The sequence below is a fragment of the Asaia siamensis genome, assembly GCF_014635085.1.
Lineage (GTDB): Bacteria > Pseudomonadota > Alphaproteobacteria > Acetobacterales > Acetobacteraceae > Asaia > Asaia siamensis.
The window spans coordinates 164,444-189,268 of record NZ_BMCH01000003.1 but is presented as its reverse complement, the minus strand read 5'-3'; the positions used below and the strand labels follow the sequence as shown (position 1 = coordinate 189,268).

The 24,825-nt window shown below is 57.1% G+C and carries 19 protein-coding genes; 14 read left to right on the top strand and 5 right to left on the bottom strand.

Annotation, left to right across the window (positions count from 1 at the left end):
• Positions 1-540: 540 nt before the first annotated feature.
• A complete protein-coding gene (locus IEV53_RS06665) occupies positions 541-2,877 on the top strand; it encodes a TonB-dependent receptor (RefSeq protein ID WP_188426023.1) in 2,337 nt (778 codons plus the stop codon).
• Between the two features lie 56 nt (positions 2,878-2,933).
• On the opposite strand, the gene IEV53_RS06660 is transcribed toward IEV53_RS06665, so the two are convergent.
• Positions 2,934-3,986 (bottom strand): thioredoxin family protein, encoded by a 1,053-nt coding sequence (locus IEV53_RS06660; protein ID WP_188426022.1) that lies wholly within the window; start codon positions 3,984-3,986, stop codon positions 2,934-2,936.
• Between the two features lie 51 nt (positions 3,987-4,037).
• On the bottom strand, positions 4,038-5,522 hold the full coding sequence (locus IEV53_RS06655; protein WP_188426021.1) for a mannitol dehydrogenase family protein: 1,485 nt from the start codon (positions 5,520-5,522) through the stop codon (positions 4,038-4,040).
• A 204-nt stretch (positions 5,523-5,726) separates the two neighbouring features.
• On the opposite strand from IEV53_RS06655, the gene IEV53_RS06650 reads away from it, so the two are divergent.
• From IEV53_RS06650 to IEV53_RS06620, 7 genes are all read left to right on the top strand, one after another.
• Positions 5,727-6,932 (top strand): TIGR03862 family flavoprotein, encoded by a 1,206-nt coding sequence (locus IEV53_RS06650; protein WP_188426020.1) that lies wholly within the window; start codon positions 5,727-5,729, stop codon positions 6,930-6,932.
• A gap of 51 nt (positions 6,933-6,983) precedes the next feature.
• On the top strand, positions 6,984-8,417 hold the full coding sequence (locus IEV53_RS06645) for an ATP-binding protein (RefSeq protein ID WP_188426019.1): 1,434 nt from the start codon (positions 6,984-6,986) through the stop codon (positions 8,415-8,417).
• A gap of 74 nt (positions 8,418-8,491) precedes the next feature.
• Entirely contained in the window at positions 8,492-8,707 is a 216-nt protein-coding gene (locus IEV53_RS06640) for a hypothetical protein (protein ID WP_188426018.1), read from the top strand.
• 30 nt (positions 8,708-8,737) lie between these two features.
• Complete coding sequence (locus IEV53_RS06635) at positions 8,738-10,609, top strand: potassium transporter Kup (protein WP_188426017.1); 1,872 nt, start codon at positions 8,738-8,740, stop codon at positions 10,607-10,609.
• A gap of 78 nt (positions 10,610-10,687) precedes the next feature.
• A complete protein-coding gene (locus IEV53_RS06630; RefSeq protein ID WP_188426016.1) occupies positions 10,688-11,020 on the top strand; it encodes a hypothetical protein in 333 nt (110 codons plus the stop codon).
• A gap of 164 nt (positions 11,021-11,184) precedes the next feature.
• Entirely contained in the window at positions 11,185-12,411 is a 1,227-nt protein-coding gene (locus IEV53_RS06625; protein WP_188426015.1) for a glycosyltransferase, read from the top strand.
• 33 nt (positions 12,412-12,444) lie between these two features.
• Positions 12,445-13,773: a lipopolysaccharide biosynthesis protein gene (locus IEV53_RS06620; protein WP_188426014.1), complete on the top strand. Its 1,329-nt coding sequence runs from the start codon at positions 12,445-12,447 to the stop codon at positions 13,771-13,773.
• A gap of 66 nt (positions 13,774-13,839) precedes the next feature.
• Here IEV53_RS06620 and IEV53_RS06615 read toward each other — a convergent pair whose 3' ends face one another.
• Positions 13,840-14,085 (bottom strand): hypothetical protein, encoded by a 246-nt coding sequence (locus IEV53_RS06615; RefSeq protein ID WP_188426013.1) that lies wholly within the window; start codon positions 14,083-14,085, stop codon positions 13,840-13,842.
• 304 nt (positions 14,086-14,389) lie between these two features.
• Between IEV53_RS06615 and IEV53_RS06610 the strand changes: the two genes are divergently transcribed.
• The 5 genes from IEV53_RS06610 (at position 14,390) to imm45 (ending at position 20,694) form a co-directional block, all read left to right on the top strand.
• Entirely contained in the window at positions 14,390-15,658 is a 1,269-nt protein-coding gene (locus tag IEV53_RS06610; protein WP_188426276.1) for an MFS transporter, read from the top strand.
• Positions 15,659-15,670: 12 nt separating this feature from the next.
• Entirely contained in the window at positions 15,671-16,909 is a 1,239-nt protein-coding gene (locus tag IEV53_RS06605) for an SLC13 family permease (RefSeq protein ID WP_188426012.1), read from the top strand.
• A 1,042-nt stretch (positions 16,910-17,951) separates the two neighbouring features.
• Complete coding sequence (locus IEV53_RS06600) at positions 17,952-18,401, top strand: hypothetical protein (protein ID WP_188426011.1); 450 nt, start codon at positions 17,952-17,954, stop codon at positions 18,399-18,401.
• Positions 18,402-18,478: 77 nt separating this feature from the next.
• Positions 18,479-19,897 carry a DUF2252 domain-containing protein gene (locus IEV53_RS06595; protein WP_188426010.1) on the top strand — a complete coding sequence of 473 codons (1,419 nt, stop codon included), beginning with the start codon at positions 18,479-18,481 and terminating at the stop codon, positions 19,895-19,897.
• A gap of 452 nt (positions 19,898-20,349) precedes the next feature.
• Positions 20,350-20,694 carry an Imm45 family immunity protein gene (gene imm45, locus IEV53_RS14940; RefSeq protein WP_188426009.1) on the top strand — a complete coding sequence of 115 codons (345 nt, stop codon included), beginning with the start codon at positions 20,350-20,352 and terminating at the stop codon, positions 20,692-20,694.
• A 149-nt stretch (positions 20,695-20,843) separates the two neighbouring features.
• On the opposite strand, the gene IEV53_RS06585 is transcribed toward imm45, so the two are convergent.
• Positions 20,844-21,917, bottom strand: coding sequence for a PD-(D/E)XK nuclease family protein (locus IEV53_RS06585; protein WP_188426008.1), 1,074 nt, complete (start codon positions 21,915-21,917; stop codon positions 20,844-20,846).
• A gap of 403 nt (positions 21,918-22,320) precedes the next feature.
• The gene (locus tag IEV53_RS06580; protein WP_188426007.1) at positions 22,321-22,863 is read right to left on the bottom strand and encodes a hypothetical protein; all 543 of its coding nucleotides are present in this window, start codon (positions 22,861-22,863) and stop codon (positions 22,321-22,323) included.
• Between the two features lie 203 nt (positions 22,864-23,066).
• On the opposite strand from IEV53_RS06580, the gene IEV53_RS06575 reads away from it, so the two are divergent.
• On the top strand, positions 23,067-24,593 hold the full coding sequence (locus tag IEV53_RS06575; protein WP_188426006.1) for a glycoside hydrolase family 32 protein: 1,527 nt from the start codon (positions 23,067-23,069) through the stop codon (positions 24,591-24,593).
• The last annotated feature ends 232 nt before the right edge of the window (positions 24,594-24,825 follow it).

Here is a 24,825-nt window from a genome sequence, read left to right as displayed (position 1 = left end):
CACGAGATCTGTCATTGCATCTGCCAGCATAGGAGGGGGCCTGTCGGTGATGGGCGTTTTGCCCCGGCGAGGACGGGGCTACAAGGGCGCGCGCTTTTCGCTACAGCGCGCGCGAACGGGGCGGCGCCCGCTCTTTCGCGAGAGACATGGCGAGGGGCCAGAGCTAATCTTTCTGCCCTGATCCTCGCTCTCAACAGACCGACAATTTCCTAGAGATCGGCGAACGCCACGGCTGGTTTCCTTGCCGTTCAGGGCGCCGGACATCGCTCTCATACGCGCAATAAACGACGAAAATTCGTGCAAAAGAAATTAAACGGAAAAAACAGATGGTTTCTTGATCTATTCTGTCTGTGAGCGTGACTTTCGCACAACGAAGCTGCGAATTTTGTGAAAGTCAGGTGAAATGATTCGTTGCGGTATCATTTCGTCTTGTATACAAAAAAGCGGTTTCCGGGTCTGGCCCGGCTGGAGGTTGGCGTTTTCGCCCCCCGGTCTGGACGCAGCCAGTGGCTCACCACGTTCGTAACGATAGGATTCTGTATGACGTCACGCAGCCCCTCGCCGCGCTACATGGCTTTTGCCTGTCTGATGGTTTCGACGAGCCTGATGTCGACCATCGCGCTTTCAGGCTCTGCTTTTGCCGCCCATGCAAAGACTTCTCACAAGCAGGCCGCTGCCAGAACTGCTGCTCAGCCACAGGGTGCCCGTCAGCCGGTCGCGCAGACGGCACCCGCCGCGCGGCGCGCGCGCACCGGGCCGGTTGAAGCCAGGGGGGAAGAGCAGATCTCGGTCACGACCAGTCGGCAGGCGCTCAATGGCGGTGGCGGCATGATGCGTATCGAACATGCCCCGCGCAACGTGCAGACCGTCGATCATGAATATATCTCGATGCGCAACCCATCGAGCACGGCGCTCGATCTGATTCAGAACCTGCCCAGCGTCAGCATCAGCACGCCGGATCCGTATGGCATGCAGGGTGGGCAGATCCAGACCCGCGGCCTGACCGATCTGGATATGGCGCTTCTGGTCGATGGCGCACCAGCTGCCGCAGCGAAATACATCACCGAGAATATCGATACCGAAAACGTTGAATCCGTCTCGCTGACACCCGGCAGTTCAGAGACTGCGCTGCCAGTCATGTCTGCGGCCAGCGGCACGATGAATGAAACCACCCATACGCCCGACAAGAAATTCGGCGGTCTTGTCGATTTCTCCTATGGCACGAATAATCTGTCTCGTGAGTTCATCCGTCTCGATACGGGCGAGATCGGTCATAGCGGTGTGCGTGGCTATGTCTCCTTTTCAAACACCCATACGCGCAGCTGGATGGGAGCGGGTATCAATGACCGTCGCCATGTCGATTTCGGCCTGAACAAGTTCTGGCAGAACGGCTCTTTCGCCAAGACTTTCGTCTCGTGGAACTGGGAAGATTTCACGATCGACAATTACCCGACCCAGCAGGAATTCTACCGGTACAAGCACACGGGAGAGGGATACGGCAGGTCCGCCAATTCCAATAATATCAACTACTGGAAGAACAACACCGATTACTGGAATCAGGTCTTCATCTCGGCCCCGATCCATGTCGTTCTGACCCGTCGTCTCGCTTTCGATCTGCAGCCCTATTACAATCTTGGCAGGGGCTGGGATGCCTCACCGGGCGGCACCGTCACACAGACTGATGGTTCGACGCGCAATGTCACCAGCTACTTCCTGCAAGGCGCAACAGAGCGTCGTGGTGCCGTTGCCAAGCTCGGGATCGATGTCGACCGGCATAACCATGTGGCGTTCGGCTACTGGTATGAAAACAACTATACCCAGCAATCCTACCCCACCAGCTATACCATGGATAACGGGGCAGCCCCGAGCCCGAACTGGGCGGCTTATCGTATCGACGCGGGTGATCAGCAGAATGCCGGCACCGAGATCCACAGCCTGTTTGTCGAAGATCACGCCAAATATCTGCATGACAAGCTGGATATCCAGGCTGGCTTCAAATTCGTGATGGCCAATACCTGGAACAAGGATCTCTATGGCCGTATGGCCAATAACCGTACCGAGCCTCTGCCTCAGCTCTCGGTCGGCTATACGATCGACGAACACAGCCAGATCTATCTCAATGCCGAGGGCGATTATCGTCAGCCGAGTGCAGTCGATCTTGGCTGGCTCTATACGAGCGTGCCGATCCCCAAGAACCAGTATTCGATTAAGGAAGAACTGGGCTATCGCTATCATGATGAGCACATCATTCTCGATGCCTCATTCTTCAATTACAATGTCACCAACCGCATCGTGAACCAGTATCTCGGCATGAACCAGTTCAAGCCGTTCTCGATCGGTAACCAGCATATGCGCGGCTTCGATTTCATGATTTCGGGCCGCCCGATCCACGGTTTCAGCCCCTATGCCTCGGTCGAATATCTGCATGCCGTGCAGGACAGCAATGTGCTCGACCCCTATACGAACACCATGCTGAATTCTAAGGGGACGCAGGCGATCATGGCGCCGCGCGTTCTGGCGAATTTCGGTCTGACCTATAAATATGCCGGGTTCTTCGGCAATGCGAGCCTGCATTATACCGGCCCGCAATCGGTCAGCGTGGCAGGCGACCAGCGCATGCCGGGCTTTGTGACCAATACCATCTCGCTTGGCTATCGCTTCAAGCCGATGGGTATTGCCCAGTCGCCCACCATCAAGCTGAACTTTGCCAATGTCACAGGCTCGATCGTGCGCACCGGGGCGATGGGCGCCATCTACAGCGCCAAGGATCCGAGCACGGTCTATAGCGGCAGCCTTGCCTCCTATACCGGCTATGGCAATTCCTTCATGACTGCCGCCCGCTTCACCATGACCGGTACGGTTTCCACCAGCTTCTGACCGGACAGGGGGCGAAAGTCCCCTGAGCCACAGGCTGGCGAAAGCGCCCCTCTTGTTCAGCCGAAGGTGAAAGAGAAGGCTTCGACGCCGGGCGAGAGGAATTCGATCCTGAATTCGTGCTCGCCTACAGCGTCATCGTTTTGACGGACGAGCTGATAAAGGCGCTGGCCTATCACCGTCCCGTTGCCATTCTCGTCGCAATCACTGCCATGCATGGCCCCGGGTGCCATGCCGTCAATCGTCACTCTGAATTTTACCGGAGCGTCGCCCTTCACGGGGCCAAGCACCAGATGTAGATCACGGGCATGGAAGCGGAACACGATGGCGCCGCCTGCCTTGTTCAGACGCGCTGATTCCGGCCCCACGCTCCAGTTACCGCTCAGACCCCACTGGTTGAGGGCAGGGGCCCGCTCGATGACATAATCATTGGGGGCGTCCTGAATCGCGCCACCGGTCGAGATGAAATTGCTGGCGCGTTCATAGCCGATATAGGTCTCGGGCGATCCGATATCCGACTGATCGGCCTCGGCCTGTTCGGCGACGGCTTTGGGATGGACCAGATCGCTCGGAACATCCTTCGCCCCGTTTTCACGCAGCATGGTCTGAATCAGGCGTTCAGAATTGTCGTAATCGCCCTCGCCGAAATGATGGGCCTGAATCTTGCCATTCCCGCCGATGAAATAGGCGGCTGGCCAGTATTCATTGCCAAAGCCATTCCAGATGGCCCGGTCGTTATCGACGGCAACAGGAAAGCCGATATGAAACCGCGTGACCGCTTTGCGGATATTGTCGAGGTTCTTTTCAAACGCGAATTCCGGCGCATGAACGCCGATAATGACCAGCCCATAGGGTTTGTACTTGTCGGCCCAGGCCTCGACATAAGGCAGTTCACGCAGGCAGTTGATGCAGGAATAGGTCCAGAAATCCACCAGCACGACCTTGCCCTTCAGCGCATCGGCAGAAAGGGGCTGGGTGTTAAGCCATGATGTCGCCCCGGAAAGCGAGGCGAGGGGTGTCGCCCGCGCCACCGGAGCGGCGCAAAGCGCAACGGCAAGGCTCAGGCCGGAATAGCGCAGGAATGAGCGTCCCGCTGATGAGAATGCGAGCATGAAAGGCGCCTCTGGACGAAAAAGGCGGCAGTCTCGTTCCGGCCTGAGGGATCAGGCGCTGGCAGGTGCTGCCGCAAGGAGTTCAGCCAGAACGGCCTCTGTGCCTCTCTGTTCCATGCTTTCCGCCATTTCACGAATCATCCGGCGATGGGTGTCGTCGAGTGTAAAGCTCTCGAAAACCGTCATGGTGAACACCGTATCCCAGCTTTCGGCCAGCTTGCGCTGCGCTTCGGAGAGGGCGGGTTCGAAAGGCGTGAAGCCTGCTCCCTGATCGGTACGCCCGCCGAGATAGCGAATGAAGCAGGCCAGAACGAACGCCATGCGATCGAGCGTCCCGCCGGATTCCACGAGCTTGTTCCAGCTCGGGGCGAGAAAAACGGGCAGCTTGCTGCCGCCATCGCCAGTGATGCGGGCCAGTCTGTCGCCGACATTCGGATTGCTGAAACGCGCAATGACGAGATCGCGATAGGCCGGGAGCGGCATGTCCTGCGGGGCACTCAGATGCGGAATGACATCGAGGCTCATGAAGCGCTCGACCAGCTTGCCGATCTGCGGGTCGATAATGGCATCGCGCACGGTCTCGAGCCCCGAAAGCTGGCCGGGATAGGCAAGCATGGAATGCGAGGCATTGAGCATACGTACCTTGGCGAGCTCATACGGATGCACGTCAGGCACGATCTGCGCACCGACTTTCTCGAGCGCCGGGCGCCCGTTGACGAAGCGGTCTTCGATCACCCACTGGGCGAATCCTTCCGAAATGACCGGCAGGCGGTCATGAACACCGCATTCCATGTTCACCCGGTCGGCATCTTCCTTGAGCACGGCAGGGGTGATGCGATCGACCATGGAGCTTGGGAAGGAGACATTCTCCTCGATCCACGTCGCCAGTGCCGGGTCGAGCGCGCGCGCATGGCTGACGACCGAGCGCTGCGTCACGACGCCATTATCGCGCAGATTGTCGCAGGACATGACAGTGAACGGGGCAATGCCTGCCTCACGACGCAGCCGCAGGGCCTCGACGATATAGCCGAAAGCCGATTCCGGCCTGGTCGGTGCGGCGAGTTCACGCCGGGTCAGTGGCGTTTCCAGACGATAGCTGCCGGTCGCGTGGTCCTGATTATACCCGCCCTCGGTAATGGTCATCGACACGATGCGCGTCTCGGGGTCTGCCATGCGGGCAAGAACGCCTTGCGGGTCGGCAGGCGCAAAAAGATAATCGAGCATAGAGCCGATCACCTGATGTCGTGTCGTGCCGTCAGGCGCATAGCGCGTGAGTGTGTAGAGATTATCCTGTGCGGGAAAGGCTTCGAGCTTAAGGCGTTCGGTCGCGTCATCGATCAGGCCGACCCCGCAGAAGGCCCAGCTTTCATTACCCGGCTGGCTCAGAAGACGATCAATATACCAGCACTGATGGGCACGATGGAAATTGCCAACGCTCAGATGCACGATCCCTGCTTTCAGGGAGGCTCGATCATAGGGGAAAACCTCGACACTGGCAGGGAGGGTCGAGAGGGTCTCTGAATTGAGAGCGATCATGGGCTGTCCTGAAGGATCACGAGACATGGAAAGGAAAAATCGCGCAAAAGGGGCGTGGCTGAAGCAGCGTGTTCGAAACTGGCCCTGTCTGGGCGCGGATCTGGAGTGCAGCGCGCAGGATGATGTGGCGGTTCCCGCAAAAGGCTCAAGAGGTAAAAGCGGCGTTCTATGGCACTATTTGGTGAAGAGGCTTAAACCCGCCTCATGCTGACACCACAAACCATCGCCGTGATCGGCGCCGGGCCTGCCGGTCTTGCCGCTGCCGAAAGCCTCTCTTCCGACGGGTTCGATGTGGTCGTCTATGATCAGATGCCAAGCCCTGCGCGCAAGTTTCTCATGGCCGGGCGCAGCGGTCTCAACCTGACCCATGCGGAAGATCTCGATAAATTCCTTACCCGCTATGGCACCGCAGCTTCCTGGCTGGCGCCGATGATCAGGGCCTATCCTCCGCAGGCATTGAGACGATGGTCAGAGGCTCTCGGCCAGCCCTGCTTTACCGGCAGCAGCGGGCGCGTTTTCCCCGAGGCGATGAAGGCCTCGCCGTTGCTGCGGGCATGGCTGGCGCGACTGGCCGAACGCAATACACGGTTCGAATTGCGTCATCGCTGGGCAGGGTGGGATGAAGCCGGAAGCCTGCTGTTCGAGACCCCGCAGGGCAAAAAGACAGTGACGGCCGCAGCGACCGTTCTCGCTTTGGGCGGCGCGTCATGGCCGCGCCTAGGCAGCGATGGTGGCTGGACCCGGTTTCTGCCGCCGGAAAGCCTGACGCCGCTGCAACCTGCCAATTGCGGTTTCATCACAGGCCTGCCTCCAGCATTTCACGAGCAGTTTCATGGTGAGGTGCTGCATTCCATAACCATCAACGGGGCAGGGCAGAGTGCCAGAGGCGATGTGACGATCACCCGCCAGGGCATCGAGGGTGCGCCCGTCTATCGGCTCTCCTCACTCTGGCGCGATGCCTTGCAGCGTGAAGGGCGTTTGCAGATCATGCTCGATCTGCGACCCGGTATGACGCAGCAGGTCCTGCAGGCTCGCCTTGAAGGGTTTCGGGCGCGTGAGAGCCAGTCAGGCAAGCTGCGCCGTCTGGGCCTGTCTCCTGCTGCGCGCTGGCTGCTGCGTGAGGCCACACCCGCCCATGCGAGCGCCGACAGGCTTGCCCAGTGCATCAAATCCTGCCCGCTCGACCTCATCTCACCGGATTCCCTCGCCCGCGCCATTTCGACGGCTGGTGGCATAAGGCAGGCGGCGCTCGATGACGGGCTGATGGTGAGACAGCGCCCGGGCGTGTTTGTGGCAGGAGAGATGCTGGACTGGGAAGCGCCGACAGGCGGCTATCTGTTGCAGGCCTGCTTTGCCACCGGGCGTCATGCAGCACAGGGGGTGAAAAACCACCTGCGACAAAACCCGTAATCGCCCCTGCGATGGCTGACTCCGGAGGCGAGTTGCGCTAGGGACAGCCGCATGAGCGTATCGATCACGATGGGCCGTGGCCGTGACGGCGCGGATGTCCAGCTGGACCTGACAGAACTTCTCGCAACCCGCCTGCTGGTGCAGGGTAATTCGGGCTCGGGAAAATCGCATCTGCTGCGCCGCCTGCTGGAGCAGACGGCAACACTCGTCCAGCAGGTCATTGTCGACCCGGAAGGCGATTTCGTGACCCTGGCCGATAAATACGGCCATCTTGTCATCGATGCGTCAGAGCAGACAGAAGCCACGCTGCGCGCAGCAGGCGAGCGCGCCCGTGCCCATCGCGCCTCTGTCGTGCTCAATCTGGAATCGGTTGAGGCTGAAATGCAGCTGCGTGCTGCCGGGTCTTTCCTCAACGGCATGTTCGAGGCGCCGCGCGCCCATTGGTATCCCGTGCTGGTCGTGGTGGACGAGGCACAGCTTTTTGCTCCTGTCGCCAGTGGTGACACCTCTGACGAGGCGCGTCGCCTGTCGCTCGGTGCCATGACCAATCTGATGTGCCGTGGCAGAAAGCGCGGTCTTGCCGGGGTGATTGCGACCCAGCGTCTGGCCAAGCTGGCCAAGAACGTTGCGGCAGAGGCCTCCAATTTCCTGATGGGCCGCACCTTCCTCGATATCGACATGCTGCGCGCGGCCGATCTGCTGGGAATGGAGCGGCGCACGGCAGAAGGCTTCCGCGATCTTGCGCGTGGGCAGTTCATGGCGCTCGGCCCGGCGCTGAGCCGCAGGCCGCTCATGGTGTCCATCGGTGCGGTAGAGACAGCAAGCCATGCGACGGGGCCGGTCCTGACGCCATTCGAGGCGCGCCCTGCCGAGGATAATTACAGCCTCATTCTCGAACCCGTGGTCGAAACCGTGCCACGCCCCAGAGAGCGCCGTGCGCCGGCGCCCGATCTGCTGGCCCAGCTCGATTCCTACGCCGCCGCAGCGCCGGTCGAGGAGGCTGCGCCTGTTGTTGAGGCTGCCCCCGATCTGCTCTGGCGCCTGACCGAAGCCGTGGTGGCAGAAAACGACTCTGCCTATCGTCCGCTGGCGACGCTCTATCAGGATTTCCAGCTGCGAGCGCGTATCGAGCGCCTCGACCGGAACGTGCTCGATCTCGGGGCCTTCCGCCTGCTTCTTGCCAGTGTGCGCTCGGGCTCCAGCTTCGAGCAGGCGCAGGAGGAAAGCTGGGAGCAGGCGCTCGAGATTGCCCGCACAGTGCCGGAAGACGTGCAGGGCGTGGTGCTGCTTCTGGCCCGTGCCGCGCTCGATGGTGCCCCCTGTCCCGGAGATGACGCGATTGCCGAAGCCTATGGCACGCATTCCCTCGGTCGCGCGCGCAGACAACTCGCCTATCTGGAAGAGCGCCAGATCATTGTCGTGCAGGATATGCCCTCGGGTCGGCGCATTGCCTTCATCGGTTGCGGCTGGCAGACCTGCGGATAAGTGCAACCGCGCTGGCTGGCGCGTCGTTTGGTCATTAGTTGCTGCCAGCCCGACGCGGGATTGTGGAGAAAATTATGACAAATGATGAACTGATCGCCCTAGTTTCGCTTAATGGCGAGGAGGCCACCTACGACGCCCGTCTCTCCGGTTACGATATCACTGTGCCGGTGCGGATCGAAGGGGGCGATGGGCACTACATCATCAAGCATCTCGTCAAGCCCATGTATTTTTCAGGCGCGATGATCATCGACGTCAAACTTCTGGACGCCGACGCCTCCCATCACGAATGAGGGCCGAGGCGGCATAAAACGGGGAGCCGTATGGCCGAAGAAAACAGGAAGGTGCTGCCGGGCGCGCTGGCAGCACTTGGCATCGTTTTTGGTGATATCGGAACCAGCCCACTTTATACCCTCCAGACCGTCCTGAACGACACAGGCTCGACAGACCGCGAGACGCTTCTCGGCGGTTTCTCTCTGCTGGTCTGGACCATGATCCTGGTCGTGGCGGTCAAATATGCGACCGTCGTGATGCGCGCCGACAACAAGGGGGAGGGCGGTATTCTTGCCCTTTTTTCTCTTGTTGGCGGCTCGTTCGGCAAGCACTGGTACACGCGCGGCACGCTTCTTGCCGCGGCGGGGCTGTTCGGTGCTGCCCTGCTCTACGGTGATGGGGCGATCACGCCTGCCATCTCGGTTCTGAGTGCCATCGAGGGCATCGGGGTCGTGACCAAATCACTCCAGCCCTACATCCTGCCGATTGCTGCCGTTATCCTGTTCGGCATTTTCGCTATCCAGCCTCTGGGAACGGCGCGCATCAGCGCTGTCTTCGGGCCGATCATGCTGCTCTGGTTTCTCGCCCTGGGCGGGATCGGGCTCAGCTCGCTGCTCCATGATCCGTCAGTGCTGATCGGGCTCAATCCGTTCTATGGGCTGCACTTTCTCTATGAGCATGGCGCCAATAGTCTCGTCATTCTGGGTGCCGTCTTTCTTTCCGTGACGGGTGCCGAAGCGCTTTATGCCGATATGAGCCATGTCGGGCGCCCCAGTGTGAGGCTAGCTCTGGCTGTTATCGTATTGCCTATGCTGGTGTTGAGCTATGCCGGGCAGACAGCGTTTCTGGTCAGCCACCCGCAGATCAAGGACAACCCGTTCTTCGCGTCCATGCCCCATGCACTGGTACTGCCGATGGTGGTGCTGGCGACGTTTGCGACCATCATTGCCAGCCAGGCCATCATCACGGGCGCTTTCACGCTTACGCGTCAGGCGATGCAGCTCGGATGGTTTCCAAGCCTCAATATCCGTCAGACGTCGGACAGCGAATACGGCCAGATCTATGTTTCGGTCGTCAACTGGATGCTGATGGTCGTGACGCTGCTGATCGCTCTGAGCTTCAAGAGCTCCGATGCGCTCTCAGGGGCCTACGGCACGGCAGTTTCCACAACCATGCTCATGACGACACTGCTCGTCTTTGATGTGATGCGCGAACGCTGGGAATGGCCGCTCTGGAAGGCGCTGCCGATTGCCCTGTTCTTTGCGATCATCGATGTCGCGTTCTTTGTTGCCAATCTGCTCAAGATCGACAAGGGCGGCTATGTGCCGCTTCTGATAGGCCTGTTCATCTACATCATCATGACAACATGGCGCCGTGGTATCATTCTGCTTCGAGCCGGTCTGGCGCCCCTTGGTGAGCGTTCGGACAAGGTTCTGCAGAAACTGCGTAATGGCGAGATGATCAGAACACCGGGGGCTGCTGTGTTTCTCTCGCGCTATGAGAGCGCCCTGCCGCCCATCGTCATGCGTCATGTGGCCGATTTTCACTGCCTGCCGGAGCAGGTTGTGGTGCTCAACGTCAAATTCGACACTGTGCCCCGCATCCCTTCCGCTGAGCGCATGACAACAAAGGATCTTGGCAACGGGATCTGGCAGATCAACGTCACCTTCGGTTTCGTCGAGATACCCAATCTCTATTACGTGCTCGGTCAGGCAAAAGAGCAGGGCTGCACGCTGGACCTCGACAAGCTGGTGTTCTTTGCTGGCGATGACGACGTTGTGCCAGATCTCAAGACACCCAAGATGGTCTCGCCGCGTCGCATTCTGTTCGGGTTTCTCTATCGCAACGCGGTGCGTGCTTCCGATCGGTTCACCCTGCCGCGCGAGCGTCTGGTTGAAATCGGGCATCAGGTCGAAATCTGAACCCGAGCGGTTTTTCACTCTTCTACCATCAGGGCGTCTTCGAACGTGAGGAGGCCCTGATAATTCAAGGAAAAGTCCATGCGTCCATTTCTCGGCCTCACCCTGCTGGCCTTCGTCGTCGCCCCTCTCGCCCATGCCGAACCGGGCGGATGCCTGAAATACGGGGCTGCCGGTGCTGTCGGCGGCCATCTGGTCAATCATGGCGTGCTCGGCGCTGTCGGTGGGTGTGCCACGGGCATGTACAAGCGTCACGAATACCGCAAGGAAGCTCGTGAAAAGGCCGCGCTCTATGACAAGGAGCATCCGGGCGCAAAGGGCAGCTATGAAGAAAAAGCCACGGCCTATGATGTCGAACACTCGACCCGGCCTGGTAAATCGGCCCCTTCGGACGCGCCTGCAACAAAGGATTGATTGCGGTCTGAGGTCCTTACTGCGTTCTGCTCTCGTATGGTATTATGCCTGCGAGGGCAGTCCGGCCGGATTTGCCGTATCCGGAAAAGTAACGCATTGTATCTTGTGTCAAACTATGACAATCAGGGCGGGTCTTCCCTCGCAGGCCAGAACGACTGATTCTTATGTCCGTCATTACCCCTATCAAGTGCGGCCCGTCGGCTTCGGTGCCGGGCTCCATCGCCATCGTCCTGCGTGATTTCCGTCTTGGCGGCAGCGAACGCGTGGCTATCGGTCTCGCCAATTACTGGGCGTCGCGCCAGATTGCCGTCACCCTTCTGGTGGGTCGCGACGATGGCCCGCTAAGGGCGCTGCTCGACCCTTCGGTCGAGATTGTTGACCTGGGCCTTAGCCCTGCTCTGGGTGACACGCGTCTCGCCTGGTCTCTCGCCTTTCACGCACGCGCGGTGCTGCGCCAGCGCAGGATCGAGTCCTGCTACGTGCCGGGCAACAGCCACTGGCCCGTCATTCCGATGCTTAAATCCCTGCCCGCCGGACAGGCCCCTCATATCGTGGCGCAGGTGAGTTCGCCGGTCTGTCGCAGCAATCGCTCGCGTCTGGTCCAGATTGGTTATGACTGGCGTATGCGTCGATTGCTCGGCAAGGCCGATGTCATCACCACACTCAGCGAACCTCTGGCGCGTGAGACGCGTGAGATCGTGGGGTGCGCCCATGTCGATGTCGTGCCCTTGCCGGCATTATGGGATGAGGGGCGTCCATGCCCTGTGCCCGAAGGGTCGGCGACCATTCTTGCAGCGGGGCGCCTCGTGCCGATCAAGGGGTTCGATCTGCTGATCAACGCCTTTCATGCGGTCGCCGCCCGGCGCCCCGAGGCAAGGCTGGTGATCTGTGGCGAGGGGCCGGAACGCGGCGCGCTCGAAAGCCTGATTGATGGGCTCGGTCTTGCCGGGCGTGTGACGCTGACAGGTTATGTGCCCAGCATCCGCCCGTATCTGGAGCAGGCGCGCCTGTTCGTCCTGTCCTCTCATTGCGAGAGCTTCGGTGCTGTTCTGCTCGAAGCCCTGGCTGCTGGGCGGCAGATCGTCTCGACGCGTTGCTCACCCGCTGTCGACACTCTGACTGCCGACGCCATTGCCGGGCGCAGCGTACCGACACGCGATGTCGCGGCACTCGCCGGGGCCATGAGCGCGCTGCTTTCAGACCCTGCGCCGGATTGCGAAGCCCTTGCTTCCCTCGTTGCGCCCTTTCATGTCTCGCGAGGGGGCGAGGATTTTCTCGCCCTCATGCGTTTCCGGTCAGGGGAGCCGCGCCTGATGGAGCGTCTCGATATGCCAGCTCAGAGCCCCATGGCCTCGATGGCCCATGCAGGGCTCACTGGGCATGCCCTTTGACAAAACCTTTCTATCGCGATCTCTTGCCGCCCCATGGCTTCTGAACCACGCTCGGCGCTGCACCGCATTTTCAGCAATACCGGATTTCTGATTTCCAGCCGGATCATCAACGCGCTGTGCAGCTTTGCCTATGTGGCATGGGCTGTTCACGCCCTCGGGCTCAAGACGTTCGGTGTGCTTTTGCTGATCACCACCTTTGTGACGCTGGTTTCCGACATGACGCATCTGCAGTCATGGCAGACCCTGCTTCATTACGGTACCGCCGCGTTTGAGGCGCGTGACCGGCGTCGTTTCATGCCTGTCCTTGGCTATTGCATCCGTTCGGACATGATCAGCGCAGCAATCGGCCTTGTCGGAGGGGTGATCGTGATTGCCCTGACCGGCACGCATTTTCTGGGCTGGTCAGACCCGGTCAAGCGCGATGCGAGCTGGATGATGCTGACGGTCGCTTTCATGAATACGGGCTGGTCTACCGGCGTAATCAGGCTGTGCAATCGTTTCGGTCTGGCAGCCCTGTTCGATTTCGGTTCGACCTGCGTGCGTACGCTTGGCTATCTGATTGGTTCTCTCTGCCATGCGCCGCTCGAATTTTTCCTGTTCATCTGGTTCCTGCACCAGTTTGCCCTCTTCGCCCTGACCAGTCTTGGTGGCCTCGTATTGCTGCGACGGCATATGGGTGGCGATATCAGGCTTGTTTCGTCATTTCTGACGCCATCCGAGACGCTCGGTATCTGGGGCTTTACGCTGCGGGTCAGTGTCAACCAGATCCTCGATGCGCTGTTCAGACAGGGCGGCACACTGATAATCGGTGCCATGCTTGGGGCGCGCGATGTCGCGATCTATCGCGTGACGAAGCAGATATGCGACGGCCTCGCCAAACCCGCCCAGATGATGATTCCCAGCCTCTATCCCGAATTCGTGCGCTTCAGGGACAACCAGAACTGGAGCGAACTGCGTCATGTCGCGCGTCGACTGGCTCTGGTCATTTTCGGGTTTTCCGCGCTGGCGGTTGTCGTGGCGCTGTTTGGCGGCAAGGCCATCGTCCATCTCATGCTGCATGACAGCTTTGCCAATGAGATGCCGATCATCCTGCTGATGGTGTTCAGTGCCCTTCTGGAAGTCTGCATCATTCCGCTCGAAACGCTACTGACCGTGATGGGGCGTCTGGCCATCATTCTCAAATACCGTCTGGCAGTGATCGCCCTCTATTTTGCGATCCTGGCCGGGTTGATGGCGCTCTGCGGGGTAACCGGGGCGGCGCTGGCCAGCGTTGCCTGCTCGATCATGATTTTCGTCATCTGTCTCGTGCTGGCGGCCCGTTGGATCTCGCCACGCCATGCTGCAAGATACGGCGAGGCCTGAGCGCTCGGGAAGCGGGCTGCCGTCAGCAGGAATCCCCCGCGGCAAGCGCGGGTCTTTCGGCCCGCTTCAGGAGCAGGCGCGGTCTCTGTCGAGTGTCAGCAACAGAAAGGCGGCCACGCTCAGGGCAATCGGTATGACGAAAACCCCAAGTATCTCGCTACTGCCCTGCGTGTCCCTGATGAGGCCAAAGGCCCAGTGACGGTCGGGATAGACAAAGAACCCGACATGAGTCGGGAAATAGGGTTTGGCGAGCCCGATCAGGGCAAACACGGCGCAGACAAGCCAGGCCGATGCACGCAGGAGCTGGGTCATTTTGAAACTGCCTCTGCCCGTAAGCCCGTCGCCCTGAGGGCAGACGATGCTGATTTGGATGAAACACGAAAACGTTCCGCAGCCTGAAGGAACGCCATGGCAGGAAAGCACGTTCTCGCGTCGCTCTTCAACGTCCCTGTTGAGCGCGTCCGGCCATTTTCCCTCACGATCCCGTTTTGCTGGCTCTTCTGAAAAAAGACGCCTCTTATATGTATTGATCTAGAATTCTCTCGGTTATCCGAGTAGCGAAAGACCCTCTGATGACCAGGCGAAAAGTAATGCAGGAAGTGATTGCGTGACCATCATGCAGGAAGAAAACAGGAAGAAACCGGAAGGGGCGGGTAAAACTCCCTCAGCTAGCAGCATTACAGGGCTCGATCTCACCAATTTCTTCCTAGCCGATGTTCAGGGCGGGGTAGGGCCCTACCTGACGGTCTATCTCTCCAGTGCGCGTCACTGGCAGGCCGGGCCGATCGGTATCGCCATGGCCATGGCCGGGTTTGCCGCTGCCGTGTGTCAGATACCGGCGGGGCTGCTTGTCGATTCAAGCATTCACAAACGTGCGCTTGTTGCCGTGTCGGCGCTCGTCACGGCGCTTGCCTGCCTTCTTATCATCTCGATGTCGGGCATGGCCCCTGTGCTGGCCGCGCAGATTCTGATGGGGGCGGCGGCGGCGGTCATACCCCCCGCGCTGGCGGCAATCTCTCTGGGTCTGGTCGGTCGCAGGCGCCTGCCCGGGCGTATCAGCCGCAACCAGGGCATCAACCATTGCGGGTCGTTCGTCTCGGCCATTCTGGCCGGGGTGTGTGGCCAGTATCTCGGCCTGAACTGGATCTTCTATCTCGTCTGCGGGTCAGCCATCGCCAGTGCCTGCGGGTTGCTGCTGATACGCCCGACAGAAATCGACCAGAAAATCGCTCGCGGAAGCGAGGACGATAACAATGAGCCGCCAATAGCGATCGGTCGCCTGCTCTCGCAGCGCCCGGTCTGGGTGTTTCTGTGCGCGATCGTCCTTTTCCATCTCGGTAACGCAGCCATGCTGCCCTTCGCGGCGCAGGTCATGGCGAAAAGCCATCCGGGGGCGGAGGCGGTGACGCTGAGTGCCTGCGTGATCGTTGCGCAATTCGTGATGATGCTCGTGGCATGGGGGGTGGGCCGCGCCATGGCGCACGGGATCGGGCGTAAACCGATCTTTCTGCTCGCTTTTGCCATCCTGCCGATACGCGGCCTGCTGTTTTCCTGGTTCGATGCGCCTTACGCCATTGTGGCCATTCAGATACTGGACGGTATCGCTGCCGGGATTTTCGGGGTGATTGCCGTCATCATTGCTTCTGACCTGACTGATGGCACCGGACGCTTCAATTTCCTGCAGGGGATGGTGGCGCTGGCTGTCGGGATCGGGGGCGGGCTCAGCAATCTCATCGGTGGCTATATCGTGCAGTATGAGGGCTATCGTGTGGGGTTCCTGTCCCTGACGGCCATTGCCATACTGGCTTTCGTCTTTTTCCTTTGCCTCATGCCTGAAACGCGGGAGTCCGATGAGTCTCCGTCAAAGCTGCCGCAGGCGGCTTGAGGGCGTCGTCAGATGATTGAATATAGTCTCTGGGGGCTTTGCGCTTTTGCGATTGCCGGGCTGCTTTTCAGACCCTGGCAATTGCCAGAGGCGCTGTGGACGTCTCTTGCGGCGCTGATGGTGCCGCTTCTTGGCCTGTGCAGCTGGCATGATGCGGGCAAGGCCATCGCCTCAGGCAAGGAAGTCTATCTTTTCCTCTTTGGCATGATGGTTCTCAGCGAGGTCGCCCGTCAGGAAAAACTATTCGACTGGCTCGCGGCGTCGGCGCTGCTCCATGCCAAAGGATCGGGGCGGCGGCTCTTCCTGCTTGTCTTTGCCGTCGCAATCGTCACCACGGCATTTCTGTCAAATGACGCCACGATCATTCTCCTGACGCCACCCGTCATTGCCGTAGCGCAGAAGGCGCGGATCGACGCATTCCCTTCCTTGCTGGCCTGTGCGTTTGTCGCCAATGCAGCGAGCTTTCTGCTGCCCATCAGTAATCCGGCCAATCTGGTGCTTTACGGGGGCGAACCGCCCGGTCTTTTGCCCTGGCTCGAGCGCTTCCTGGTGCCTTCCTGCCTCGCGGTCGGTGTGAGCTTCATTCTGCTTTTTGCATTGGTGCGACGCGAGATCGCCAGCCGGTTTACTGGCGCCTGCGATCTGCCAAGCCTCGACCCGATAGCGAGGTTCGTCGCATTGGCGCTTTTCGGGGTGATCGTGCTTCTGACCCTCGTCTCCTTTCTGCATGGTCCGCTCGGCTGGGCGACAGCACTGAGCGGGGCAGGGCTTGGTGTGGTGGCAACGATGCTGCGTCGTCAGTCACCACTCCCGGCGCTTCGCGAGATTTCGTGGTCGGTCTTTCCGCTCGTGGCGAGCCTGTTCGTGCTTGTTTCGGCTGTCGAACAGAGCGGCGTCATTCAGAAACTGGCTTCGCTCATAGTGTCATACGGGAACGGGGCGACGGCAATTCTGGTCACGGGGTTCGGCTTAGGTCTGTTGAGCAATGTCATCAATAATCTGCCTTCCGGCCTGCTTGCCGCGCAGCTTGCACCTTTGCTGGCGTCCCATAGCCCTGCCTTGCAGGATGCGCTGCTGATCGGGGTCGATCTGGGGCCCAATCTGACGCTGAGTGGCTCTCTGGCGACCGTGTTGTGGCTCATTATCCTGCGCAAGCACGGGCTGAACATCAGTTATGCGCGCTTCATGCGCTATGGCGTCATACTGACTCTGCCAGCTCTTGCTGCGTCTTTGCTGGTCCTGATGCTGTAGAGAGGCCGTTGCCTCGCCATTACGGTGAAAAGCGCGAATAGCGTGTGCGCGCCAGAAAATATCGTGCGGCTCGGCGCAGGCGGCGTAGCTGGCGAGCGTTGTCGTCTTGCCAGGGTCTGAAATCACTGTTTCCTGCCACATGGGTCAGGTTGATCCTATCATGCAGACCATCTGACGGAAGTAAAAGCCTTCTTGATCGGAGGGGGGGGATGAAATTGTGATCAGATCGATCTTCTGCAGGATCTTCCAGACGCGAGAGATGGCGTACGGAAAGGTGTATTGTGGGCCAGGTAGTACAATCAGATCTCAATCGGCTGATAGTTGTCCGGTGGCATGGCCAGAAATCAGGAATATCAAACATAAGAGCACAAATTCGACTTGATGAATCTGATAAGGAGTATGGGCATGGAAGATAATAACGATATCGTTGAAAAGAATCGGAGAGGTCTCGAAAAAATTTTTGGGGAGCCAATTGTATTCGACTATTAGACAGGAATCGCTGGAATAGAAAGGTATGAAAATCGAGAAGTAATTTATTTCGAGATCACAAAAAAACCTGCAATATCTACTCAATTTCGTGCCCTTCTGAATACGAGCATATTTAGTTCAGGAAAAAAGATAGATATCGAAGGCGGTACTTGTATTCTTGGTTTGTGGACGCTCACCTTACCATCCGGGAAAATGTTTCGTGACCTTTCCTATGATGGCGATATCCCAGGCTGGAGGCGTGCCCTGGAGGCGAGTGCAGCAGAGAGAGGCCTGCGGATCGGACGAATAGAAGACCTCAAACTGGTCATCTCTGACGGAGAAATTGTGGCACTGTCCGAGTGTTCGGCTCGTCGCGGTCCAAAATGAAGCGAAAGCCTCAAGTTTTCGCACTCTGATAGAGGATGACGGTACGTCCGTATCCTTTCTGCTGAAGCTCCATGATTATGGTTGAACTTTCGTTCTCCGCCTACGGTCTTATGGCAAGGCAAAGGATCAACACCATTCAGTTCGAGAGTATAAGATCGACTTGATAAAGCTGGTGGGGAGAATGGGCATGGAAGATAATGACGATATTGTTGAGGCAAATCGGAGAAGTCTCGAAGAAAGATATGGTGGTCCGATTGTATTTCAATCTGAGATTGGAATCGCTGGAATAGAAAGGTATGAAAAGCTAGAAGTGATGTATTTCGAGTGCACAAAAAAACCGGCAATGTCTACTCAATTTCGTGCCCTTCTCAATACGAGCATATTCAGTTCAGGAAAAAAGATAGATATCGAAGGCGGTACCTGTCTTCTTGGTTTATGCACGCTCACCTTGCCATCCGGGAAAATGTTTCGTGATCTTTCCTATGATGGCGACATCCCAGGCTGGAGGCGTGCCCTGGAGGCGAGTGCAGCAGAGAGAGGCCTGCGGATCGGACGAATAGAAGACCTCAAACTGGTCATCTCTGACGGAGAAATTGTGGCACTGTCCGAGTGTTCGGCTCGTTTCGGTTCAAAATGAGGCGAAAGCCTCAAGTTTTCGCAATCTGATAGAGGATGACGGTACGTCCGTATCCTTTCTGCTGGAGCTCCATGATTATGACTGAACTTTCGTTCTCCGCTTCCGGCTTGGCGGGGCCGGTAATCGAACCACGGCAGGCACGTCATGACCGTGGTCAGGATCTGCGCAAACAGACTCGTCGCAGTTCCCATGCCGAATGGAGCGCAGCGCCAGACCGGGCCGACCCTGTCTCGTTACTGGTCAAGCAGGGGGAGAGCCGCATTCAGGACCTCCTGCCCATACGTTACGAGCGTATGCGCGCCTCGCCTTTTGCCTTTCTGCGCGGCAGTGCGGTCGTGATGGCCGCTGATCTGGCCACGACGCCTGCGACCGGGCCGGTAGTGCAGAGTTGTGGCGATTGCCATCTGGCGAATTTCGGCAGCTATGCCTCGGCAGAGGGAAGGGCAGTCTTCGATATCAACGATTTCGACGAGACCTATCCGGCGCCTTTTGAATGGGACCTCAAGCGCTTGGGCACGTCCTTCATTCTCTCCAGTCTTGAAAGCGGGTCATCAGAAAGTCAGGCGCGTCAGAATGCGCTGATCATGGCCAAAACCTATCAGCACGAAATGACCCGCCTCGCGCCAATGAGCCCGCTGGAAATCTGGTCCGACCGGATCGATCTGGCGGCTGCCATAGAGGGTTTTGCAGACAAGCACACACGCAAGGGCATTGCGGCTCGTCTCGAGGCCCGTCTGGAAAGTGCGCGCGACCATTTTGGACTCGTATCGTTCGACAAGAATGTACCGAGTCTGAAAGTCAAGCCGCCACTTGTCATGCGTCTGCCCGCACGCGATGACACCATTCGCGAGGCTTTTGACCGCTATGTTCTGACCCAGCCACCAGAGCGTGCGGTGCTGCTGTCGCGCTACAGGCTGCGCGACATCCTGTTCAAGGTCGTCGGGGTGGGGAGTGTCGGCACCTATTGCGCCATCGGTCTGTTTGCAACGCCGGACGGCGAAACCCTGCTGCTGCAGATCAAGGAGGCGCAGGAATCGGTGCTCGCCTCCCACCTCGCCGGGCCGCGCTACGACAATCAGGGACAGCGCGTCGTGATGGGGCAGAGACTGATGCAGGCCAGTTCGGATACTTTCCTTGGCTGGACGCATAGCGAACCGGCCAATCCGGACCGCCGAGCCGGAAAACTCGATGGCGCAAACCGGCAGTTCTATGTGAGGCGTCTCAAGGATAGTCGCCTCGCGGCTATCGGCGCCGATGTGGCGCAGGAAGGGCTTGATGATTATGCGGCGCTTTGTGGCCGTGCCTTGGCCCGCGCCCATGCCCGCTCTGGCGACGTGGCAATGATTGCCGGTTATCTGGGCTCAGGTGACAGCTTCGCCGAGGCTGTTGTCGCTTTTTCACAAAGCTATGCCGGGCAGACGAAGCAGGACTGGAAAGCCTTCAACGAGGCGATCGAGAAAGGAGACCTGCCTGCGGCCCAGGCGAAAAAACACTAGGTGCATGACGCATAGTGAGGGCGGCGGCGCAGCAGATGGCAGAAAAGAGCTCGGCTCTGTGTCGTAGCGCGTGGCAATATGGTGCCAGTCCTTATGCTCCCCGTTATCGGGGTGAAATCCCTGCGGCGCTTTCAGCGATTGTTGGGTGTTCTGGATGGCTCATCCTGCTGCAGGACATACCGCCCGGGCAGCCCGTTATGGTTCACAAGAATGCTTCCTTGCGATACATGCCGGTCATCAACCTCTGGTTGGTCGCTGCCCCTGGTGAATGAATGGCTCCAGACGTGCCATCTTCTCGTGCGTCAGCCAATATAGATCGCTTATATTCACACAGAGTTTGGATAAGACCTCCATACTTGCACCAATGGGGCCGCAGCTTGGGGGAACCTGGATTTGAGTTCGAGCCATTAAAAAATGGTGTGGTGGCATATAAATAACGCGCAGGTGAATGAGTGAATAATTTTACTAAAATAACTTTATTGAAGAGAGATTTTGTAAGTAGTGGTTGTGTATTCAGATTACCTGCAAGATATCCTTATGAGTCTATAGTCGATTTTATGCTTTGTAGAGTGCCTTCTAGCGATAGCTACTTCGGGCTCATTGTGACAACGGGTTATAAGGCAGGGATAATATTCCAATTATTGCCTGCAGAGTGCTTGCACGATAGCGCAGCGGTAAGCTTGTCTTGGATTAAAGATAACTGGAACAAGTGGATTTATGAAGACTGTTCTATCGACGAGGTTTTATTTTCAGAAGGATATCTCGCAGAGCCTGATCAAGGTACGTCTGAAGGGTAGAACCGGGTCGGAAGAGCCTGAGGCCAGTTATTGTCGAACTTTATTCGTCCAGAGAGTTAACTGGCAAGCAAACCGAGGCTCCGGTATATTACCGATGGTTATTTGTCGCGATGCTTACGACGGGTTCGATAGTTCTATGCCAGAAATAATCATGGTTTATTATAGGTATCATAAAAATAATTGGTAAGTTTTATGCATTCTTGCAGCTTATTGAAGAGTAATTCTTTCTCGTAAATATCGGATTTCCAGGAAACATAAAAGTTTTCTTTCTCCTTTACTCCTCTCTCCGTCATCCAGTCCGAAAAGTGTTTGATAAAAATCTCTCTTCTTTCTTCTGTCCTGTTTTCTGCTTTTGATTTTCCATCGAGATAAACCCTAATTTGCGGTTTTATGGTATTCGTCAGGCTTCTGAAGTATATTTTTACTTCTAGGCTGCCATTCCAGGATTTGATGTCCCATCGCGGGCCGTTGGGCCAATATCCTGAGATGACGTCTTTTCTGCGTCCTTCCATAGCAGAGGAAATCACGCTCGATATCTCCCCTGTAAAGAGTTTGACGACTTCAGCCTGGAGATTTTTGATTTTCCGAATATCGGCAAGGTTGTTGAATACGAATTTCTGGTTTCTGTTTTCCATGTGATGTTCCCATGTAATATTCTCCAGATGCTCAAGTAGTTCATGAGCAAAAATGAGCCATTTCTGTCTATATGTCTGGTCGTTGACGGCTGGAAGTCTTCTGCGCACGGCTTTGATGAAAACAGGATAGCTTATACCCTTCCAGCCTGCGTGTTCGCTCCAACCGGCAGGTGACAGGATTACATAATGTAAGATCTCATTATTTTTCTGAAGATTCTGAACCGCATATCTTTCGTAAGAAATGAATGGATTTACCTGGTTGTGTCTGATCTTGTTTTCTATGATCATGGACCATGAGTGCCCTTCGAGAATCAGGTCCAGGCGCTTTCCATCTTCCGTTACCACTTCACGCTTGGGTTTGCGCAAAAGTGTTCTGTAATCATCTCCGTCCAGATCCAGCGCAGACATCAAGGCCCTCAGGAAGATATTACCGAGACCATGCTCATTTTCTTCGAACAGAAAAAAAGATAACAGGTTGGTGATCTGGTTTTCATAATGATCGACCCCCATGAGAGTAAGAAGATTTTTAGGGGGCTTCTTAGGGAAATACTCCCGGGCATTCTCAAGAAATTTTTCATATGTTTCCATGAAAACTCTCTGACCACAAAACAAATATAATCAATTCATCATGTCCCATGAGTACATCATGTAACCACAGATGCCATCTGCTTTTTTTTCGACCGGAAGCGCCAGAACCCGTGGCGCATAAGAGAAAAAGGAGGGTCAAGCTCCGCTTGATCGTTACCGCCTGAACGTCAGGCGAGGGGGAGTGCGTCCTGATGCCCCCTCTGTTCCTCCCTGATATCCCCCATCTGCGGGGGGAAACGTTGGTTATCCGGGGGCTGGCAACTTCGCCGAGGCTGTTGTCGCCTTTTCACAAAGCTATGCCGGGCAGACGAAGCAGGACTGGAAAGCCTTCAACGAGGCGATCGAGAAAGGAAACCTGCCTGCTGCCTGGACGGAAAAACACTAGGCCTAAAAAGAGGGGCGTTCAGCGATGGTGAGGGGAAAGCACGATAAACGCGCCCATCAAGGGGACGAACAAACACAGGGCTGACACGACGAGGCAGAGAAGGGGCAGGAATATAACCTGGCGTTTCGTCCCGTTCAGGCGCCAGCTCATGGCCATCCAGGCGATCGACCCGGTCAAAGGGAAAAAGAGAAGTTTCACCGTGGGGCTGGGATCAACTTCATGGCCTAACTGCACGATCTGGAGCGCATCTTCAGGGTGAAGCGCTGTCAAGAGCCAGGCATTACCTCTGCTAATGAGCTGGCCGATGACGCGTGCAAGCAGAAGGGGAAGCGTGACGAAATAAGCCAGATTATCGAGCGAAACGATCCGCATTGAGAGAATATTGAATCGACGCAGGAGCAACAGCAACGTAAGGGCGAGAACTGGCGACAGGATGATGATCGGTGTGATGCGAAAATCAAAATGCTCGCTTGTTCCGCTTATGAAGGCTGCCACGATGGCTTCAAGCAGGATGAACTTGCCGATGAATGTTTTGATGGGGTTTTTCTTTTTCTTCATCATACCTTCGGAATTTAAGAGCTGATTTTAGTATTGTCTCCGGGATTTAATTATTATTTTCTATTTCCTGGTTCAATGAAATGCCATTTTTCCCGTTATAAGAAGCAGGCTCTGAGAAATTCTTGACATTTTGGCATTTTGCCAATATAAAAAATTTGCTTTGATGCAAGTTGAAGCGATTTTGACGAAAAAAAATCTGGAAAAAAATGACTGAAAAGAAGAACGACTGCGTTTTCTCCAAGATGAGCCGTCAGTATCGGCCCTCAGTCCATTTCACCCCTCCAGCGGGCTTCATGAATGATCCCAACGGCCTCATCTTCGATGGCGCGCAATATCATCTCTATTATCAGCATAACCCCGACGCCGCCTTTTCGGCTAATATCTGCTGGGGCCATGCAATCAGCACCGATTTGCTGAACTGGAAAGACCAGCCGATTGCCGTGCCGGCTACGATCGATGGCCAAGCCTATACGGGCTGTGCCGTTCTGGATCGCGACAACAGCTCGGGGCTTTTCCCAAATGCCCATGGCACAAACATCGCGGCGCTTTACACGCGTTCTCTCCCGACGAGGCAGAGCCAGTATCTCGCGGTCAGTACGAATAACGGTCAGAGCTTCGAAGAGTATCAGGGTAACCCCGTTCTGGATATTGGCAGCCCGAATTTTCGCGATCCACAGGTTTTCTTTCATGAGCCTACGCGCAAATGGGTCATGGCGCTTGCTGAGGTCGAGAAACACCAGATCGGCTTTTACGGCTCGATCGATCTGATTCACTGGACGCATCTCAGTAATTTCGGCCCGGCGGGTCTGCCGACCGTCAATTACGAATGTCCCAATCTCATCCAGATACGTGATGAGCATGGGGCATTGCACTGGGTACTGTTCGTCTCGATCAATCCAGGTAGCCCGATGGGTGGCAGCGTCACGCAGTATTTCATTGGTGAGTTCGATGGAGCTGTGTTCACCCCCTCGGATGCCATTCTGCGCCTGACCGATTTTGCGAAGGACGCCTATGCCATGCAGGTCTATAGCGGCTTGCAGCCGGGTGAGGCCGTGACTTTTGCCTGGATGGGCAATTGGCAATATTGCCAGGAACTGCCGACGCAGGACTGGCGTGGTGCCATGTCGCTGCCGCGTCGTCTGTCGATCCGCCAGGACCCCAATGGTTATCCGCGTCTGGTCCAGACGCCCATGAATATCGAGAAACTGCGTCGCACGCTGCTGTGCGAAAAAGCGGCTTACCTGCCAAAGGGCGCGCATCGTGACATCTCGCTACCCACAGGCAGGGCCATCGAGCTGGTAATTCGCCTAAAGGTCGATGAGTCTTTCCAGACCGATCCTGCGATCAGCGGTCCTGAGATCAACCGCTTCGAGATAGCTTTCGCCAATGATGCGGGTGAAAAACTCTCTGTGGGCTATGATGTACCCAGTGCGCAGATCTGGCTTGATCGCAGCAAGCTGCGCGGCTTCGATCATCCTTTTTATACCGGGCGTTTTGCCACGCCGATCAACACGGCGCTCTATCCAGATGCTCGTATGCTCGACCTGCATCTTTTTCTCGATGGCTGCGCTTTCGAGATCTATGCCAATGAGCATCTCGAAACCGGTACGGCGCTCGTCTATCCAAGCAAGCCACTCGACATGCTTCGACTGAAGGCTGATGGAATTGGTGTCACGATCGACCATTTTGAGCTCTATACGCTCGATAAGACAATGTGCCGGGAGACACTGTAGCCGTATTTCTGCGGTGTGTTTGACCGATAAGGCGGCGCTCGCTGTAAGCGTCTGACTGTTCCGGGAGCTGGCGCCGTTTAGAGGCGTCAGCTTTTCCTAAGGAGAGCGCCAAGCGACATACCAGCTTGCGCAGGTATCTATTTAACGCGGCTTATACCGCGCGCAGTGCCTGTTCTGGTGCAGTTGAAAAACCGCTCCTTGCTTGATCGGCGTTCAGCAAAAGGGCAGGCGA

Coding starts and splice junctions, on each gene's coding strand:
- IEV53_RS06625 (WP_188426015.1), top strand. CDS start 11,185: ATGTCCGTCATTACCCCTATCAAGTGCGGCCCGTCGGCTTCGGTGCCG.
- IEV53_RS06630 (WP_188426016.1), top strand. CDS start 10,688: ATGCGTCCATTTCTCGGCCTCACCCTGCTGGCCTTCGTCGTCGCCCCT.
- IEV53_RS06660 (WP_188426022.1), bottom strand. CDS start 3,986: ATGCTCGCATTCTCATCAGCGGGACGCTCATTCCTGCGCTATTCCGGC.
- IEV53_RS06645 (WP_188426019.1), top strand. CDS start 6,984: ATGAGCGTATCGATCACGATGGGCCGTGGCCGTGACGGCGCGGATGTC.
- IEV53_RS06635 (WP_188426017.1), top strand. CDS start 8,738: ATGGCCGAAGAAAACAGGAAGGTGCTGCCGGGCGCGCTGGCAGCACTT.
- IEV53_RS06655 (WP_188426021.1), bottom strand. CDS start 5,522: ATGATCGCTCTCAATTCAGAGACCCTCTCGACCCTCCCTGCCAGTGTC.
- IEV53_RS06665 (WP_188426023.1), top strand. CDS start 541: ATGACGTCACGCAGCCCCTCGCCGCGCTACATGGCTTTTGCCTGTCTG.
- IEV53_RS06650 (WP_188426020.1), top strand. CDS start 5,727: ATGCTGACACCACAAACCATCGCCGTGATCGGCGCCGGGCCTGCCGGT.
- IEV53_RS06620 (WP_188426014.1), top strand. CDS start 12,445: ATGGCTTCTGAACCACGCTCGGCGCTGCACCGCATTTTCAGCAATACC.
- IEV53_RS06615 (WP_188426013.1), bottom strand. CDS start 14,085: ATGACCCAGCTCCTGCGTGCATCGGCCTGGCTTGTCTGCGCCGTGTTT.
- IEV53_RS06610 (WP_188426276.1), top strand. CDS start 14,390: ATGCAGGAAGAAAACAGGAAGAAACCGGAAGGGGCGGGTAAAACTCCC.
- IEV53_RS06585 (WP_188426008.1), bottom strand. CDS start 21,917: ATGGAAACATATGAAAAATTTCTTGAGAATGCCCGGGAGTATTTCCCT.
- IEV53_RS06600 (WP_188426011.1), top strand. CDS start 17,952: ATGGAAGATAATGACGATATTGTTGAGGCAAATCGGAGAAGTCTCGAA.
- IEV53_RS06595 (WP_188426010.1), top strand. CDS start 18,479: ATGACTGAACTTTCGTTCTCCGCTTCCGGCTTGGCGGGGCCGGTAATC.
- IEV53_RS06605 (WP_188426012.1), top strand. CDS start 15,671: ATGATTGAATATAGTCTCTGGGGGCTTTGCGCTTTTGCGATTGCCGGG.
- IEV53_RS06575 (WP_188426006.1), top strand. CDS start 23,067: ATGACTGAAAAGAAGAACGACTGCGTTTTCTCCAAGATGAGCCGTCAG.
- IEV53_RS06580 (WP_188426007.1), bottom strand. CDS start 22,863: ATGATGAAGAAAAAGAAAAACCCCATCAAAACATTCATCGGCAAGTTC.
- IEV53_RS06640 (WP_188426018.1), top strand. CDS start 8,492: ATGACAAATGATGAACTGATCGCCCTAGTTTCGCTTAATGGCGAGGAG.